This is a genomic window from Paenibacillus sp. 598K, assembly GCF_003851045.1.
In the GTDB taxonomy this organism is placed as follows: Bacteria; Bacillota; Bacilli; order Paenibacillales; family Paenibacillaceae; genus Paenibacillus_D.
Genome location: NZ_BFBX01000003.1, coordinates 68,089 through 83,982, shown reverse-complemented (window position 1 = coordinate 83,982; position 15,894 = coordinate 68,089). Strand labels below are relative to the sequence as shown.

At 57.8% G+C, this 15,894-nt stretch carries 19 protein-coding genes; all 19 read right to left on the bottom strand.

What is annotated here, in order from left to right; genetic code table 11:
• Position 1: 1 nt before the first annotated feature.
• Positions 2–484: a flagellar basal body-associated FliL family protein gene (locus PA598K_RS01190; protein ID WP_128655081.1), complete on the bottom strand. Its 483-nt coding sequence runs from the start codon at positions 482–484 to the stop codon at positions 2–4.
• Positions 485–489: 5 nt separating this feature from the next.
• Positions 490–708, bottom strand: a complete 219-nt coding sequence (locus PA598K_RS01185; RefSeq protein ID WP_128655080.1) for a flagellar FlbD family protein — start codon at positions 706–708, stop codon at positions 490–492.
• Between the two features lie 65 nt (positions 709–773).
• On the bottom strand, positions 774–1,595 hold the full coding sequence (gene flgG / locus PA598K_RS01180; protein ID WP_128655079.1) for a flagellar basal body rod protein FlgG: 822 nt from the start codon (positions 1,593–1,595) through the stop codon (positions 774–776).
• Positions 1,596–1,700: 105 nt separating this feature from the next.
• Positions 1,701–2,078, bottom strand: coding sequence for a TIGR02530 family flagellar biosynthesis protein (locus PA598K_RS01175; RefSeq protein WP_128655078.1), 378 nt, complete (start codon positions 2,076–2,078; stop codon positions 1,701–1,703).
• Positions 2,071–2,535 (bottom strand): flagellar hook capping FlgD N-terminal domain-containing protein, encoded by a 465-nt coding sequence (locus PA598K_RS01170; protein ID WP_128655077.1) that lies wholly within the window; start codon positions 2,533–2,535, stop codon positions 2,071–2,073. The genes PA598K_RS01175 and PA598K_RS01170 overlap by 8 nt, the downstream gene beginning before the upstream one ends.
• Positions 2,536–2,553: 18 nt before the next feature.
• A complete protein-coding gene (locus PA598K_RS01165) occupies positions 2,554–3,897 on the bottom strand; it encodes a flagellar hook-length control protein FliK (RefSeq protein WP_128655076.1) in 1,344 nt (447 codons plus the stop codon).
• Positions 3,898–3,937: 40 nt separating this feature from the next.
• Positions 3,938–4,840: a magnesium transporter MgtE N-terminal domain-containing protein gene (locus tag PA598K_RS01160; RefSeq protein WP_128655075.1), complete on the bottom strand. Its 903-nt coding sequence runs from the start codon at positions 4,838–4,840 to the stop codon at positions 3,938–3,940.
• Positions 4,841–4,888: 48 nt separating this feature from the next.
• Positions 4,889–5,338, bottom strand: coding sequence for a flagellar export protein FliJ (gene fliJ, locus PA598K_RS01155; protein WP_128655074.1), 450 nt, complete (start codon positions 5,336–5,338; stop codon positions 4,889–4,891).
• A gap of 9 nt (positions 5,339–5,347) precedes the next feature.
• Entirely contained in the window at positions 5,348–6,673 is a 1,326-nt protein-coding gene (fliI, locus tag PA598K_RS01150; protein ID WP_128655073.1) for a flagellar protein export ATPase FliI, read from the bottom strand.
• Positions 6,654–7,496: a FliH/SctL family protein gene (locus PA598K_RS01145; RefSeq protein WP_128655072.1), complete on the bottom strand. Its 843-nt coding sequence runs from the start codon at positions 7,494–7,496 to the stop codon at positions 6,654–6,656. The genes fliI and PA598K_RS01145 overlap by 20 nt, the downstream gene beginning before the upstream one ends.
• On the bottom strand, positions 7,489–8,502 hold the full coding sequence (fliG, locus tag PA598K_RS01140) for a flagellar motor switch protein FliG (protein ID WP_128655071.1): 1,014 nt from the start codon (positions 8,500–8,502) through the stop codon (positions 7,489–7,491). Before fliG ends, PA598K_RS01145 begins: the two co-directional genes overlap by 8 nt.
• An 11-nt stretch (positions 8,503–8,513) precedes the next feature.
• Complete coding sequence (gene fliF, locus PA598K_RS01135; protein WP_128655070.1) at positions 8,514–10,100, bottom strand: flagellar basal-body MS-ring/collar protein FliF; 1,587 nt, start codon at positions 10,098–10,100, stop codon at positions 8,514–8,516.
• A gap of 33 nt (positions 10,101–10,133) precedes the next feature.
• Positions 10,134–10,442, bottom strand: coding sequence for a flagellar hook-basal body complex protein FliE (gene fliE / locus PA598K_RS01130; protein ID WP_128655069.1), 309 nt, complete (start codon positions 10,440–10,442; stop codon positions 10,134–10,136).
• Positions 10,443–10,466: 24 nt separating this feature from the next.
• Positions 10,467–10,919 carry a flagellar basal body rod protein FlgC gene (flgC, locus tag PA598K_RS01125; RefSeq protein WP_128655068.1) on the bottom strand — a complete coding sequence of 151 codons (453 nt, stop codon included), beginning with the start codon at positions 10,917–10,919 and terminating at the stop codon, positions 10,467–10,469.
• 3 nt (positions 10,920–10,922) lie between these two features.
• Positions 10,923–11,336, bottom strand: a complete 414-nt coding sequence (gene flgB / locus PA598K_RS01120) for a flagellar basal body rod protein FlgB (RefSeq protein ID WP_128655067.1) — start codon at positions 11,334–11,336, stop codon at positions 10,923–10,925.
• A 387-nt stretch (positions 11,337–11,723) separates the two neighbouring features.
• Positions 11,724–12,491 carry a GTP-sensing pleiotropic transcriptional regulator CodY gene (gene codY / locus PA598K_RS01115; protein WP_128655066.1) on the bottom strand — a complete coding sequence of 256 codons (768 nt, stop codon included), beginning with the start codon at positions 12,489–12,491 and terminating at the stop codon, positions 11,724–11,726.
• Positions 12,492–12,548: 57 nt separating this feature from the next.
• Positions 12,549–13,946, bottom strand: a complete 1,398-nt coding sequence (hslU, locus tag PA598K_RS01110; protein ID WP_128655065.1) for an ATP-dependent protease ATPase subunit HslU — start codon at positions 13,944–13,946, stop codon at positions 12,549–12,551.
• Positions 13,947–14,009: 63 nt separating this feature from the next.
• Positions 14,010–14,552 (bottom strand): ATP-dependent protease subunit HslV, encoded by a 543-nt coding sequence (hslV, locus tag PA598K_RS01105; RefSeq protein ID WP_128655064.1) that lies wholly within the window; start codon positions 14,550–14,552, stop codon positions 14,010–14,012.
• A gap of 5 nt (positions 14,553–14,557) precedes the next feature.
• Positions 14,558–15,892: an FADH(2)-oxidizing methylenetetrahydrofolate--tRNA-(uracil(54)-C(5))-methyltransferase TrmFO gene (trmFO, locus tag PA598K_RS01100; protein WP_376739027.1), complete on the bottom strand. Its 1,335-nt coding sequence runs from the start codon at positions 15,890–15,892 to the stop codon at positions 14,558–14,560.
• Between the last annotated feature and the right edge of the window lie 2 nt (positions 15,893–15,894).

Sequence of the window (15,894 nt, the reverse complement as noted above, 5' to 3'; positions counted from 1 at the left end):
GCTAGATACGCTGCATGAAAAATTCCGTAATCTCGACTTTGGTCAGCTTGCCGCCTTCTGGCAGGATCGGATTAATCGTGTTCAGCAGACGGGCAGCCAGCTCATCCTTGCCTTTGGAGCCTTGCATCTGCTCTGACGTCATATCTGCCAGCGTGCGCACGATGATCGGTTTAATTTCGATCTCTTTAATTTTGTCGAAGCCTTCTTTTGTTTTCTTTGAATCCAACTGGAACGCAAAGCTCATCTGTACAAGGAAATTCAGCTCGGACAGATTCGTCCGAATGCCGGTAATCTCTGACGTCAGCTCCACTCGCTTGTCTGCGCTCAGTTGATTCGGCTTGACATCCTGCACGCTGTTTGCCGCCTGCTCCGCAGGGGAGGCCGAGCTTGGATTGAGAAACTGGTTGTACAGAAAAACAGCAACGATGGCAATGAGGGTGATGGATAGCAAAATGGTAATGAGCCAAGGCAACATTCGTTTCATCGCGTCTACTCCTCCGTGAGATTGCTTTTTATTGAAGCTGCATTTACACCAATGGCGCGGAGGTAAGCCTGTACCTGTTCGATGACTTGCTCGGCGCTCTCAAGAACCAGAAACTTCTTGCCCGTCGTCAGCGTGATGAGCGTATCCGGCACTTCCTCGACGAGCTCGATCAGCAGCGCATTGACGGTCAGCTTGGAGTGATTCAGACGCGTTACAGTTATCATGATCTTCCCCCTGTAAAATCAGGCGAGGCGGCGAGCCGCCTCAGCCTTTGATCGAGCTTTCACGATTAACGTTTCAGATTAACGACCTCCTGCAGCACCTCATCCGATGTCGTAATGATGCGGGAGTTCGCCTGGAACCCGCGCTGAGCGACGATCATCTCTGTGAATTCGCTGGTCAGATCGACGTTGGACATCTCCAGCTGGCCAGGGACGATGGCGCCGGAGCCGGCCTCGACGTCGTTGGCAGCGCCCATTTCGAACTCTCCGCCCGCTGTGGCGTTTGGAGTCACTCGGTACAGATTGCCGCCGATTTTCTCGAGCCCGCCTGGATTGGTCACGACCGCTACGCCAATGAAGATGTCTGTCGGCTCGGTCGTACCATCGGCATTGACCGCGATAATATTGCCATTGCTGGAGATCGAGAAGCTCGTCACCGCTTCATCGAGTGTAATGATGCCGCCTTCCGCATCGACGACGAACAGTCCGTCGCTATTGACCAGCTGCCGGTTGGCATCGAGCTTGAAGTCGCCGGCGCGCGTCAGGAACGGCGTCTCTTGATCCTCGTTCACTTTGACGCCGAAGAAGCCGTCGCCATCGATCCGCAGGTCGGTCGGCACATTGGTCGTCATGGCGCTGCCCGGCGTATGCACCGTATCGATCGCGGAGATCGTCACGCCCAGACCGATCTGCTTGGCATTGACGCCGCCGGTCTCTCCCTCTACCGGCGCTGTCACGCCAGCTACCGTCTGGCTTAGGATATCCTTGAACATCACCCGTCCGGCCTTAAAGCCAACCGTATTGACATTAGCGATATTGTTGCCGATCACATCAAGCTTCGTCTGAAAGCCGCGCATGCCGGACACGCCGGAGTACATCGATCTCAACATAAAGGAATCTGCCTCCTATGGATTAAAGATAGTTAGTGTTGCTCATGGACTGCTTCTATCGGTCCACAGTCCCGGGCCCCCTCGTTAGGTCCAGCCCGTTTTCTTTTATGGAATGACAACTGCGCTGTCGATCTGGGTAAACACATGATGCTGCATCGATTGACCGGACATCGCCGTCACGACGGTGCGACTCGGCACATTGACGATCATCGCCAGATCCTTCATCATAACAAGCGAGTCTCTGGCACCCTTGGCCTCTGCCTGATCGATCGCCGTCTTGATGCTCTCGAGCTGCTCGGGCTTTAGCGTAATGCCGCGTTGCTTCATCCTCGTCTCCGCATGGTGACTGAAGCGCAGCTCCGTCTCATCCAGCAGCTTTTGGAATTCGGTCGCTCCAGACGCTGGTTTGGCAGTCGCTGACTTAACGCCAAGCGGAGCGGACTGCGCGGGGAACAACTGGCCGATCCGGATCGACTCATGCATCGGGCTCAACCCCTTCGCTCGAGCTGGAGCTAGCGACGGTAATTGTTTCGATCTCCTCGACAGGCACGAACCAATCGCCAACCTGTGCGTACTGGATGCCTTCCTTCATGACGATCGCGCTCACCTCTCCGGTGTAGCGGACGCTTTGACCGGTTTCTGCGATTTCGCTCCATTCGATCGTCTTGCCGATCATGCTGGAGGCCGTCCCCATGTTATGCCGCAGGTAAGTCATCTCCTTGGCCATGTTCATCATCTGCTCTACAGAGGAGAACTGTGCCATTTGGGCGATGAAGTCGCGGTCCTGCATCGGCTGCATCGGGTCCTGATACTTCAACTGGGTGATGAGGATTTTCAGGAAATCGTCCTTGCCCAGCGTATCGTCCTTCGGCTTCGTCAGCGACACATTGTTTTTGCTGTATATGGGCCAAATGTTTTTCGTTCCTTGAATGTCTGCCATTGACGCTCCACCTCCGTTCTAAGCCGTGACGTTAATCGCGCTGCCGTAATCGAGCTCCTGCCGTACCGCTTCATGGCTCAGCTCTTCCTCAAAGCTGTCTTCGGCTGCGCTGGCGCGCGGCGACTTGTGCTGCTCGGAGGAGGCATGCTGCTGACCGGAGCCAGGCTGACGCTGCTCCTGGAACGTCTGCTGCTGCGGTTGTTCGCTCTGCGTCACCTGCAGCCGCTCGACCTGCAGTCCTTGCTGCTGCAAGGCGCCGCGAAGCTGATGCATGCTGTTCTCCAGCAGTTCGCGCGCTATCCCGTTCTCAGCCGTGAACATCGCCGTCAGCTGGCCGCCGACGATCGTAATCTTCACATCGACTTGTCCCAGATGCTCAGGGAACAGCGAGATGCGCGCCTCGGAGATGCCATTGACGGTTGTCACATCGAATTGCTTCATGACCATCCCGCTCATCGTGTCCGCGAACTGCGCTACAGGCACCGGCTGTGCGACCAGCGGTCTCAGCTGCTGCGGCTGCCAGCGCACCTGATCCTGCAGCGTCGCCGTCATCGCGTGGCCATTGTCGGCTTTGGCAGTCAGCTCTGTCTGCTCTTCAGCAGGAGCGGCTTCCGCTTGTTGGGATGCGGCCAGTGCTGCGGCAGGCGCAGACCACTGGTTCAAGCGCTGCAGATGAGAGCCGGCATGGATGACCGAGGTCGGCTGCAGCGACGCCTGTTGGCTCTTCTGTTCTATCGGTACCTCGGATGTGTCTTGGGACGGAGCGACTTGGATTGGTCTGGAGAGCAGCTCCTGCAGCTTCGTCAGCTGCGGCTCGACAGCCGTTCTGAACCATTGACGCGTAGCAGGATCGCCCTGATCGAGGAGCGCCGCTACCGCCTTCAACACCGCTTGGTGACGATCGGTCGGCAACGCTTCAGTAGCCGTCTGTCCGAGCGCGTCCGCAGCGTCTGGCGACTGAGTCGCTACGCCTGACGTGCCCGTCTGCGCCGGGGACATCATCCCCATCGCGATGAGCAGCGCCTGGATTTGCTCCATGACCGCTTCATATTGCGCTTCCTCCGCTGGAGCCAGATCGGCGGCATCCTTGTCGCTGTAGCGCATTTGCTGGACCAGCAGCTGCAGCAATCCGCCTACCTCGCCCTCCGTGAGGGGCATCTGCCAATGGGGCAGATTCAGCAAGCCAATGTTGCTCCCGGTCGTCGCGGTTGCTGAGACCGTAGAGGGTGTGGCCGAGCCGACCTGCGTGAGCACGCCTGCGAAGCCGCTATTGCCGCTCGCCGCGCCCTGACCTGTTGCCTGACCTTGCGCTCCCGCTTCGGTGGAGATGACCATTGGTGCTGGTATTGCACTCATATTCATTATGTTTCACCTCCTTTCATCCTCTTTCTCGGCGTCCCATCTAGCCCGGCATCAGCTTCGCTACCAGTTGCGCCGTAATCTCCTTGTTCTGCGAAGACATCTCTGCGACGATCGACGATCTGGCATTCGCATTGACCGCATTCAAGATCCGCAACACCTTGCTCGGGCTCAGATCCGCCATCTTCAGCAGCAGCTCGGCAGCGCTTTTCGCATCCATGGTGGAGAAGGTAGCGCTCAGTTGCGCCTCATCGAGCTGGGTCGTTGGCGGCGACGATGCTTTGTCTTGCTGCTCCAGCCGCGCCTGCAACGCGGCGATCTGCTGGTCCTTCGCCGGAATCGCGTCCTTCATCTTGGCAGTGACATCGGCCGCAAACGTCGGCGACAGCTTCTCCATGATCCGTACCCGATCCTCCGGCCGCAACGCGCCAAGGATAAGCACCGCTTCGTCGGTGGTCATGCTCTGCAGGATCGGCGCCGCCTTGCTTGGCGTCATTTGCGCATACATGGTAGCCAGGCTTTTAATATTGTCCGTATAGGCTTGGTCGTCGAGCTGCTGCTCTTCGCTGACCCGCTTGAGCTGATCGACCTCGCGCTGGAGGTTGCTCGCCAGCTCCTCGGCCTTGGCCGCCGCCGCCGTTGCTGCTGTCAGTTCGGCTTCCTTGGCGAGCAGCAATGCTTGCAGGTCCCCTAGCTGATCGTCGTCCTTTTTCGCTGCCGCCTTTTCCTTCTCTGCGGCGATCTGTTCCTCGGTCTGCGGAGGGCTTGGCAGCAGGGAACCGACGAACGGGATTTCGCTGCCCAAGGCGAGCGCTTTGTTGCGAAGATCGTCGTTGAATACAATTACCAATGCGCCGAGGAGCAGCACCGTGAACAGGATCGGCACGATAAAAAATAAAAACCGTTCCCATCCGCTGTACCCTTTCTCAGCCTCTACTTCCGTCACTTTCACCCCTCCTCGGGAAATGCTCAACACCCGCCAGATGCGGCTCAGCTAGGAATGGGCCGGCGATACGTAGCGGACCGACGCCATCTCGTCCAGCTCATTCTGCTCCCGAAGCAGCAGCTCCTGCCGGAACCGGAACGCTGACTTCTCCCTGGCCTTCAACCATACCTTCTCGTCCATCATCTTGTCGGTCAGCTTGCCCTGACTGATCTCGACATCGCGTCTGGCGCTGCATACGTCATCAAGCTTGCGCTCGATGCACTCATCGAGGAAACGGATATAGTCCTGACTGATGCGCAGCTGAGATAACGATACGACACGACTGGCCGAATGCATCATCTCTTCCTGTCTTTGCGCCTTTTCCCGGCGCAGCTCATCGAGCGTCCGCTCCTCGTCCTGCAGCTTGCCTAGCGCCGTGGACAGGATCCATTCGGCCTGCGTGCGCTCGCTCGATTTCAGATCGACGATTTTTTGGTACGGGTAGTGAAACTTCGCCATCGTCCGTGATCAGCTCCTGTAAAAATCGTTTAGCAAACGACGGATCGAATCATCCAACCCGACGTTCTCCGTCGTCTTTTGCTGCGTGTAGCCATTAATCCGGTCGATATACTCAATCGCTCTGTCGATCTCGCGATTGGAGCCGCTCTGGTAAGCGCCGATATTGATCAGATCCTCGGAATCCCGATAGACCGCGAGCAGCCGCTTCAGCTCGTTGGCCGCGTCCTGGTGCTCCTCGGTGACGATCTCCTTCATGACGCGGCTGACCGACTGCAAAATATCGATCGCCGGGTAGTGGCCCTTGTGCGCGATCGCCCGGCTGAGCACGATGTGGCCGTCCAGGATGCCCCGCACCGCGTCGGCGATCGGCTCGTTCATATCGTCGCCATCGACCAATACGGTATAAAAGGCGGTGATCGAGCCGCTTGGTCCGGTCCCGGCCCGCTCGAGCAGCTTGGGCAACGCTGCGAAAACCGACGGCGTATACCCTCTCGTCGCCGGCGGTTCGCCGATCGCCAGTCCAACCTCCCGCAACGCCATCGCATAACGTGTGACAGAATCCATCATCAACATCACGTTCAAGCCGCGGTCCCTGAAATATTCGGCGATCGACGTAGCGATGAGCGCTCCCTTCATCCGGATCAAGGCCGGCTGATCAGAGGTCGCGACGACGACCACGGATCGCGCCAAGCCTTCAGGACCAAGGTCTTTCTCCATAAACTCCAGCACCTCGCGCCCCCGTTCGCCGATCAGGGCGATCACATTGACGTCAGCCGAGGTGTTGCGTGCGATCATGCCGAGCAGCGTGCTCTTGCCGACGCCTGAGCCAGCAAAGATGCCGACCCGCTGTCCGCGGCCAACCGTGAGCAGTCCGTCGATCGCCCGCACGCCGATGCTGAGCGGCTCCTGTACGCGAGGACGCGCCAATGGATTGCCTGGCAGATTGTTGGTCGAGTAATGCGGCATCCGCTTCGGGATGAATGAGCCGTCGAGCGGTTGCCCCAAACCGTCCAGCACCTTGCCGAGCAGCTCCGACCCAACCTGTACGGTGAGCGGCTTGCCGGTACCGACGACATCGCAGCCCGGTCCGATCGACTGCAGATCGCCGAGCGGCATCAAGATAACCTTGTTGTCACGAAAGCCTACGACCTCGGCCTTGATCGGCTTGGCTGCCTTGGCGGGATAGATGAGGCAGACGTCACCGACGCTGGCATCTGGTCCCTCCGACTCCACCGTCAGTCCGATGACCTGGGTTACCTTGCCGTTGACCCGCACCGGATCGATCGTCCGCAGATGCTCGGTATAACGCGACAGATCAAAGGCTTGGCGATTCATCGGCTTCACGCTCCTCGCCCTGCAGCGCCAGCTGTGTCAGCTCGCGCTTGATCTCCTCGAGCTGCGTATCGATGCGAGCGTCGATGCTGCCAAATGACGAACGAATGACGCAGCCCCGATCCTTGACCGAAGCATCCGGAAGAATACGGAGCTCGGCTTGCGAATCGATGACCAGCGCCAGCTCCTCGCGCGCTGCTTGCACGAATGCAAGCTGGCCCGGAGCTACGCAGAGCGTAATGACGCCTTGCTCCCGCCGCCGCGCCAGCGACTTGCGGATCAGCTCGAGCGCCAGCTCGGGCATATCGGCGAGTTGCTTGCCGATCACCTTCTCGGCGATCGCACAGCTCAGATCGACGACGAACGGCTCCGCCTCCTGGATGATCGACTCGCGCATCTTGTACGCATCCTCGAGCATCTGCCTGGCCTCGGCCATGATGCCTTGCCACTGCTGCTCGATATCTGCCTGTGCCTGCTCGTAGCCCTCGCGATAGCCTTGCTCGGCACCCGACTGGCGCGCCTCCTCGACTACCTGGAGATCCGAGCTGCGGCGGGCTTCCCACCACTGCTCGATCGTCTCCTGCGCTTCGGCCAGCTGGCGGTCTGCGGTTGCCCTGCCCTCCTGGATTCGCTCGGCTGCGAAGGCTTCCGCATCACTGATAATTTGATCCCGGAGCGAGATCGTCTCCGCGTCCGGACCCGCAGGCGCCGTATCCGCCGCTTCCTCTACTGGGGGCTGATACAGCGCAGCATAGCGGTCTTCCCATTGCAGCCGCCGCAGCTCCTCGAGCGGGACGACATGCGAGGATTTAATCAAATTAGACAATGATATCATCTCCTCCGCCGCGAGCGATAATGATCTCGCCGGATTCCTCCAGTCTGCGGATCGTCGCTACGATGCGCGTCTGCGCCTCCTCGACGTCACGCAGCCTGACCGGTCCCATAAACTCCATCTCTTCCTTGAAGGTTTCGGACATCCGCTTCGACATGTTGCGGAATACGGCATCGCGCACCTCCTCGCTGGCCACCTTGAGCGCCAGCTGCAGATCGGCATTTTCGATGTCGCGAATGATCCGCTGGATCGAGCGGTTGTCGATGTTGACGATATCCTCGAAGACAAACATCCGCTTCTTGATCTCCTCCGCCAGCTCCGGGTCCTGAATCTCCAGCGAGTCGAGGATCGTCCGCTCGGTGCCGCGATCGACGCCATTTAATATTTGAACAATTGATTCAATACCGCCTGCAGTGGTGTAATCTTGAGTAACAGTCGCAGACAGCTTCTGCTCGAGGATACGTTCCACCTGCGAGATGACCTCAGGCGACGTGCTGTCCATGAGCGCGATCCGACGCGCGACATCGGCTTGCTTTTCCTGCGGCAGCGACGAAAGGATCGCCGAGGATTGCTCGGACTGCAGATAAGACAACACGAGCGCGATCGTCTGCGAGTTTTCGTTCTGGATAAAGTTCAGAATTTGGCTTGGATCGGCTTTTCTCGCAAAGTCGAACGGCCGCACCTGCAGCGTCGCCGTCAGGCGGTTGATGACATCAAGCGCCTTTTGCTCGCCGAGTGCCTTCTCGAGGATCGTCTTCGCGTAGGCGATGCCGCCCTGGGAGATGTATTCCTGCGCCATGCAGATCTGATGGAACTCGCCGAGGATCGTCTCCTTGTCGAGACTGTCCACCTTGCGAACATTGGCGATCTCAAGCGTCAGTTGCTCGATCTCGTCCTCCCGCAGATGCTTGAAGATCTGGGCCGAGACCTCCGGTCCCAGCGTGATCAGCAGGATGGCCGCCTTCTGGCGTCCGGTCAATCCTTGCATTGTTTTGGCCATCGTGGTCACCTCTATTCGTCTACGAGCCAAGTGCGGAGCAGATTGACGAATTCATCCGGCTTGCGCTTGGCGAGCTGTTCCAACTGCTTGCGAACCTGACTTTCGTTGCCGACGTTCTCCAGATCGATCGTCGGATACTCGACCTGCGCTGTCTCCAGCAGTTCCTCTTCCTGCGCTTGCTCTTCGGCGAGCGCACGATTGCGTCTGCGGGCTGCGATCATATAGGCCGCGCCGCCTACCAGCACCAGGGCCAGGGCACCAAGACCAATCATCCATGGCGTCGATAGTCCGGACGATCCTCCCTCCTCCTCCAGACTTACGAACGGCTGGGCGAAGAGCGATACTTTCTGGGCCATCAGATTGGCGTCATCGACATTTTGTCCCGAGTCGCGCAGCTGCGCGACGACGATCGAGGTGAGATAACGATTAAGCTCGGTGCGACTCTCCTCCGAGATGGTGTCTGTCGCCAATCCGACACTAATCGACAAATCTTTGACCTGATAAGGAGCCGACACGATTTGATTCGTGATCCGACTTACTTCATAATTGGTCGTCCTGGACGATTCCTCTGAGCTGGAAGTCCCGGCTCCATCCGCCGCTTGATAGCCTGGCACATCCGTCTCGCCTGTTCCGACTACGCCGCCTGTCGCAGCATCCGATCCGGTAGCCGAGGCGTTCGTCTCCGCCTGGGAGATGATGATGCCGTTGTTGTTGTTTTCTGGCAATGGCACGACGAGCGATTCCGTCGAGTTTTTTTGATCGAAGTTCAGACTGCTGATGATGCTTACGTTGACGCGATCCACACCGTAGATGCGGCCGAGGTAGCTCTGGATCGTCTTCCGCAGTTCGCCTTCGAACTTGCGCTGGATCTGGAACTGGGCGTCTACCGGCTGGGTCGTCAGACTGCTGCCCGCCGACAGCTCGCTTGGGAACAGCTCCCCTTCTGGACTTGTAATCGTGATGTCCTCGACGCTCAGATTGCGCACCGCCGTCTTGACGAGATTAAAGTAGCCGTCGATCTCTGCTTGGCTAGGCGTATGTCCAAGCTTGAATTGCATATTGATTGATGCCGATGCGCGCTCCGGCTCGCCGGGGGTCATGAACACCGTTTCTTCCGGGAGATTGATCAGTACGCGCGAGCTTTGTACACCCTTCATCCCGTTGAGGAGTCGCTGAATCTCGCCGTTAAGCGCGTTTCGATACATGACGTTGAACTCATTGTCGGTCCGACCAAAGGTCGAGGAGCTGGTCCCAAAGGATTCGAAGCCGATGGATCCGTTCTGGATCAACCCTTGCGCGCCAACCTCCATTCTGATCTTGGAGGCGACAGCGCTGGGCACCAGGATGCTGGAGCCATCCGGCCCGAGCTCATACAGAACGTTGTTGCTTTGGAGATATTCTGTAATCGCGGCCGTATCGGCAGCGTCGAGGTCCTTGAACACCATCTCGTATTCTGTCCGGGAGAACAGGTACGTCAGCACGATGACCGACAAGATCAACAATCCAACGGCAACGCCCAACATGATTTTTTGTTTCCCCGTAAAATTCATCCAATACCTAGCCACCCGCTCTCGATATTGGGCGATCCTCTCGTTCACGATTTCACCTCTCTTTGCTTCGACTATGCCGGATTAGAGCTGCATACGCATGATTTCCTGGTAGGACTCGATGACTTTGTTGCGGACCTGGGCGGTCAATTGCAGCGTGAGGTGCGCCTGATTGGCAGCGACCATGACTTCCGATACGTCGGCTTGGCCGACGATGAAACGATCTGTTACGTTATGTACCCCTTTCTCTTGGGCGGCAACACCGTCGATGGCTTCCTTCAGGTACTGACTGAAGTCCTGGGACATCTGGGCCGGTGTCGTCTTGGTCTGGAGGTTGTGCGGCTGCGTCGTGGCCGCAGCGGCTGCCGGTTGCAGCAAAAGGTTGCCTATCATGATCTCGTTCCTCCCGGGGTAATATTAGGCTCTGCCGATCTCTAATGCTTTGGTAAACATGGCTTTTGTCGCATTCAAGGCTGTGACATTTGCTTCATAGGAGCGGGTCGCGGAGATCATATCCACCATCTCCTTGAGGACGTCGACATTGGGCATTTTGACATATCCTTGCGGATCTGCATCGGGATGACTGGGATTATAGACCAGCTTGGGTGGTGTCCGATCCTCCATGACCTGAGTCACCTTTACGCCTCCGGCCTGTCCGCCGGACGACATCTCCTTGCCGAGGATGTCGGCGAACTTCGGCTGGATCGGTGACATCACTGCCATTTTGCGTGTATACGGCTCGAACACTCCGTTGACCAGACGACCTCTGGTCGTTTCGGCATTGGCAATATTGGAGGAGATGATGTCCATCCGGAACCGCTGCGCGGTCAGCGCCGAGCTGCTTGCATCAAACCCGTTCGACAGCTTCATCCGTTATACTCTCCCTTCGATCGCGGTTCGCATCATTTTTACATCGTGGCCCATCTGGCTGATCAACAGATTGTAGCGCAGCTGATTTTTGGCGAGCAGCGACATCTCCCGGTCAACGTCGACGTTATTGACGTTATTGTTCATCGCTGTGGAATGATCCGTGACGACCTGCATCTCTGCCGATCGACTCAATTGCCCAGGAATCATGTGCCTGGCATGGGTCCTTTTTACCGGCAGCCCGTTGCCTTGCGGCTGTTCCATCGCTTTTTCGAGATAGTCCTCAAAAACAAGCTCCGATCGTTTGAAAAAAGGCGTGTCGACATTGGCGACATTATTCGATATGACGCCTTGTCTGAGTTCGGCAGCCTTGATCGCTTGCTGCAATCGGTCAAATGCCGCGCCGTTCAACACTTTCAATGACGAACCCCCCATTTCTCCATAATGCGGTAACTAATACTATTCAACACCGTCCACATCTTTCCTTCTTTCTTCGACAAATCTTTATTAAAATAATGAGAAATGTTTGTCGATCCTTGCCACATAGATAATATTCCATAATTCCCATTTATATAACAATAAGAAAAAAGCCCTATCTTTTATCTCGGATAGGGCGTTCAAGGGTACAAATACCTGTTTTTTTATGACGATTCGCATAATATTGAAAAAAATAATGATGACTATCGCAAAATAATCATCAGTTGCCGCAAGGTGCCCCTTCGGGCTATGTGCCTAATTACATCCCAATTCCATAGCAACTTGCCGCTCGCTTCCAACTCTTGAAATGAGAGTTGAATGAGGAAGCTCTCATATTTTTATTTTGTTCAATTCATGGATCAACTGCTCGTTAAGGATTTTGATATACGTTCCTTTCATGCCGAGCGAACGGCTCTCGATGACGCCGGCGCTTTCGAGCTTGCGTAGCGCATTAACGATCACCGAGCGGGTAATGCCTACCCGGTCGGCTACCTTGGACGCGACCAACAGCCCTTCCCGGCTGCCCAACTCCTCGAAAATATGCTCGACGGCTTCAAGCTCGCTGAAGGACAAGGAACTAACCGCGACCGATACGACGGCGCGGCTTCTCGCTTCCAGCTCGACTTCTTCGGCACGCTCGCGCAATATCTCCATGCCGATCAGCGTCGAGCCATACTCTGCCAGGATCAGGTCATCGTCGTCGAACGAATCGGTTTGGCGTGCAAGCACGACCGTACCTAAGCGGTCGCCTCCGCCCTGGATCGGAATAATCGTCAGGATGCCCTTCATCCGAACATCAGGCGTCGACAGACTGAGCCGTTCGTCCGCCTGCACGTTCGTTGCGGTTTCCTGCACCTGAAGCAGTTGGTCATTGCTCTCCTCCGGGAACCGCAGCTCATCGCCCGAGGAGCGCAGCAGCTCATGCTCCCACACCCCGACCGCCGCGCTGCCCAGCACCTTGCCGCGTCGACTGACGACGAACACATCGGCCTGGATCGTGCTGCATAGCACCTCTGCCATCTCCCGGAAGTTCAGCGCCTTGCCGGCCGCTCGTTGCAGCAACCGGTTCAGCGTTCTTGTTTTTGCAAGTAAAGTCATGCCCTGGCCTCCTACGATCTAAGCAACGTCTTGCCACTGTTGCCGCTGTGAACACTCTTACAGTATATATTGACTCAAATCGCGATTCTGTGCAATATCTCCGACTTTGTCCCGCACATACTCCGGCGTAATCACCATCTGCTCCAGATTGAGATCCGGTGCCTCGAAGGACAGGTCTTCAAGCAGCTTCTCCAGAATCGTGTGCAGTCTGCGGGCGCCGATATTTTCAGTATTGCGATTGACGTCGGCTGCGATCGAAGCGATCTCCCGGATCGCCGATTCGGAAAACTGCACCTCGATGCCTTCCGTCTCCAATAACGCGGTGTATTGCTTCGTAAGCGCGTTTTTGGGCTCGGTCAGGATGCTGACGAAATCCTCCAACGTCAGGCTGCTCAGCTCGACGCGAATCGGAAAACGCCCCTGCAGCTCCGGGATCAGGTCCGCAGGCTTGGCGACATGAAAAGCCCCCGCCGCTACGAACAGCACATAGTCGGTACGAACCGGACCGTATTTGGTCATCACGGTCGAGCCTTCGACGATCGGCAAAATATCGCGCTGCACGCCTTCCCGCGATACATCGGGTCCAGAGCCGCGAGACGGCGCGGCGATCTTGTCGATCTCATCGATGAAGATGATACCCGACTGCTCGGCGCGAGTAACCGACTCCTGGATGACGTCATCCATGTCGATCAGCTTGTTCGCCTCCTGCTGGGTGAGCACGGTGCGCGCATCCTTGACAGGCAGCTTCCGCTTGCGCATCTTTTTGGGCAGGAACTGTCCGAACATTTCCTGCATGTTCATCCCCATGCCCTCGTTGCCCTGGCCGGCGAGCATGTCGAGCATATTCGGCGCATTGTCCTCGACCTCGATCTCGACGATCTCCTGCTCCAGCTCGCCCGCATCGAGTCGCGCTTTCGCCTGTTTGCGGCGGTCGAGGATCGACGTGTCCGTCTCGCTTGGCTGCTCTGCTTCCTGATTTTGCTGGTTGCCGAAGATCATCTCGAACGGATTGCGCTGCGGCTTCGCCTTGCTCGTCGAAGGCACCAGCAGCTCGACGAGCCGTTCGTTGGCCTGTTGCTCGGCTTTGTCCTTGACCTGCTCGGTTCGCTCGACCTTGACCATACGGATTGCCGTCTCCACCAGATCCCGCACCATCGACTCGACATCGCGGCCGACATAGCCGACTTCGGTAAATTTGGTTGCCTCGACCTTGACGAACGGCGCTTGCACCAGCTTCGCCAATCTGCGAGCGATCTCGGTCTTGCCGACGCCGGTCGGTCCGATCATGAGGATGTTCTTCGGCACGATCTCATCCCGAATCGCCTCGTCGAGCCGGCTGCGTCTGTAACGGTTCCGCAACGCTATAGCGACCGAACGTTTCGCCTGTTTTTGACCGACGATATATTTATCCAGCTCCGCGACGATCTGACGCGGTGTCAATGATCCGTTGCTCATCTTAGCTATCCCTCCATCTTCTGCAGGTCGATTCCGCTATCTCAGGCCCTGTCCGACGCTTCTTTAGATTTCTTCGACGATGATGTTATGGTTGGTAAATACGCAGATGTCAGCAGCGATCTCCAGAGCAGAGCGGGCCATCTCCTTGGCATCCAGCTCGGTCGCATGACGCTTGAGCGCCCGCGCAGCCGCCATCGCAAAGCTGCCCCCGGAGCCGATCGCCAGCACGTCGTCATCTGGCTCGATGATCTCTCCATTGCCCGAGACGAGCAGCATGCCGCCTGCGTCCATGACGATCATCATCGCTTCGAGCTTGCGCAGCACCCGGTCCGAGCGCCAGTCCTTGGCCAGCTCGACCGCCGCCCGCTGCAGATTGCCGTGATGCTCCTCCAGCTTGGCCTCGAACTTCTCGAACAAGGTGATCGCATCCGCGACCGAACCGGCGAATCCGGCCACAACCTGACCGCGATACAGCCGCCGAACCTTCTTAGCAGTGCCCTTCATCACCATACTGTTGCCGAAGGTAACCTGGCCGTCTCCGGCAATTGCGGCTTTGCCGCCGTGGCGCACCGCGCATATTGTCGTCGCATGAAACTGCATCTCCATCCGCTTTACCCCCTTTGCAGATTAGCTTCCTGATACCGAGCGAGCGCCTCTAACGCGCGATTGGCGATCTGCTCGTTTTTCTCCTTTTTGTTGCGGATCCGCTGCCCGAGCGGCGGGAACAAACCGAAGTTGGCGTTCATCGGCTGGAAGTGCTTGAAGTCGGCGGTCGTGATGTACTCAGCCATGCTGCCGAGCGCCGTCTCCGACGGCAGCACGAGCGGATCGAGCCCTTGGGCCAGCCGTCCGGCGTTCATGCCGGCTAGCAGCCCGGAGGCTGCCGATTCGACATACCCTTCGACGCCCGTCATCTGACCTGCGAAGAACAGCGTGTCTCTGGACTTGAATTGGTAGGTCGGCTTCAGCAGCCGGGGAGAATTGATAAATGTATTGCGATGCATCACACCGTACCGCACGAACTCTGCCTGCTCCAGCCCGGGGATCAGCGAGAGCACGCGCTTCTGCTCGCCCCACTTCAGATGGGTCTGGAAGCCCACCAGGTTATACAACGTGCCCGCCGCATTGTCCTGGCGCAGTTGGACGACCGCGTGCGGCAGCTTGCCGGTATGCGGATTGACGAGCCCGACCGGCTTCATCGGGCCGAACAGCAGCGTCTGCTTGCCGCGCCCCGCGATCACCTCGATCGGCATGCAGCCTTCAAAGTAGATCTCCTTCTCGAACTCCTTGAGCTCTGCCGTCTCGGCCTCGACCAACGCCTCGTAAAAGCGCTCGAACTCCTCCTCGGTCATTGGGCAGTTGAGGTAAGCAGCCTCACCCTTGTCATAACGGGAGGCCAGATATACCTTGCTCATATCGAGCGAGTCCTTCTCGACGATCGGCGCTGCCGCGTCGTAGAAGTAAAAGTACTCCTCGCCCATCAGCTGCTGGATCTGCTGCGAGAGATCAGGCGACGTGAGCGGACCGGTAGCGATGACAACGATCCCCTCGCTCGGGATCTCGGTCAGCTCCTCCGTGCGCACCTCGATAAGCGGATGCTCGCGCAGCGCGCCGGTGACGGCCGCCGAGAAGCCCTCGCGGTCAACCGCGAGCGCCCCGCCCGCCGGCACGGCATGGCGGTCGGCGCTGGCGAGGATGAGCGAGTCGAGTCGCCGCATCTCCTCCTTCAGCACGCCTACGGCGTTGGCCAGGCCATTGGCGCGGAGGCTGTTGCTGCAGACGAGCTCGGCGAATTTGTCAGTATGATGCGCCGGCGTTCGCTTCACCGGGCGCATCTCGTATAGCGTAACCGGGACGCCCTGCGAGGCGATCTGCCACGCCGCCTCGCTGCCTGCGAGTCCTGCGCCTACGACGGTTACGTGTGGTTTATTTTCACTCAATGTCAATG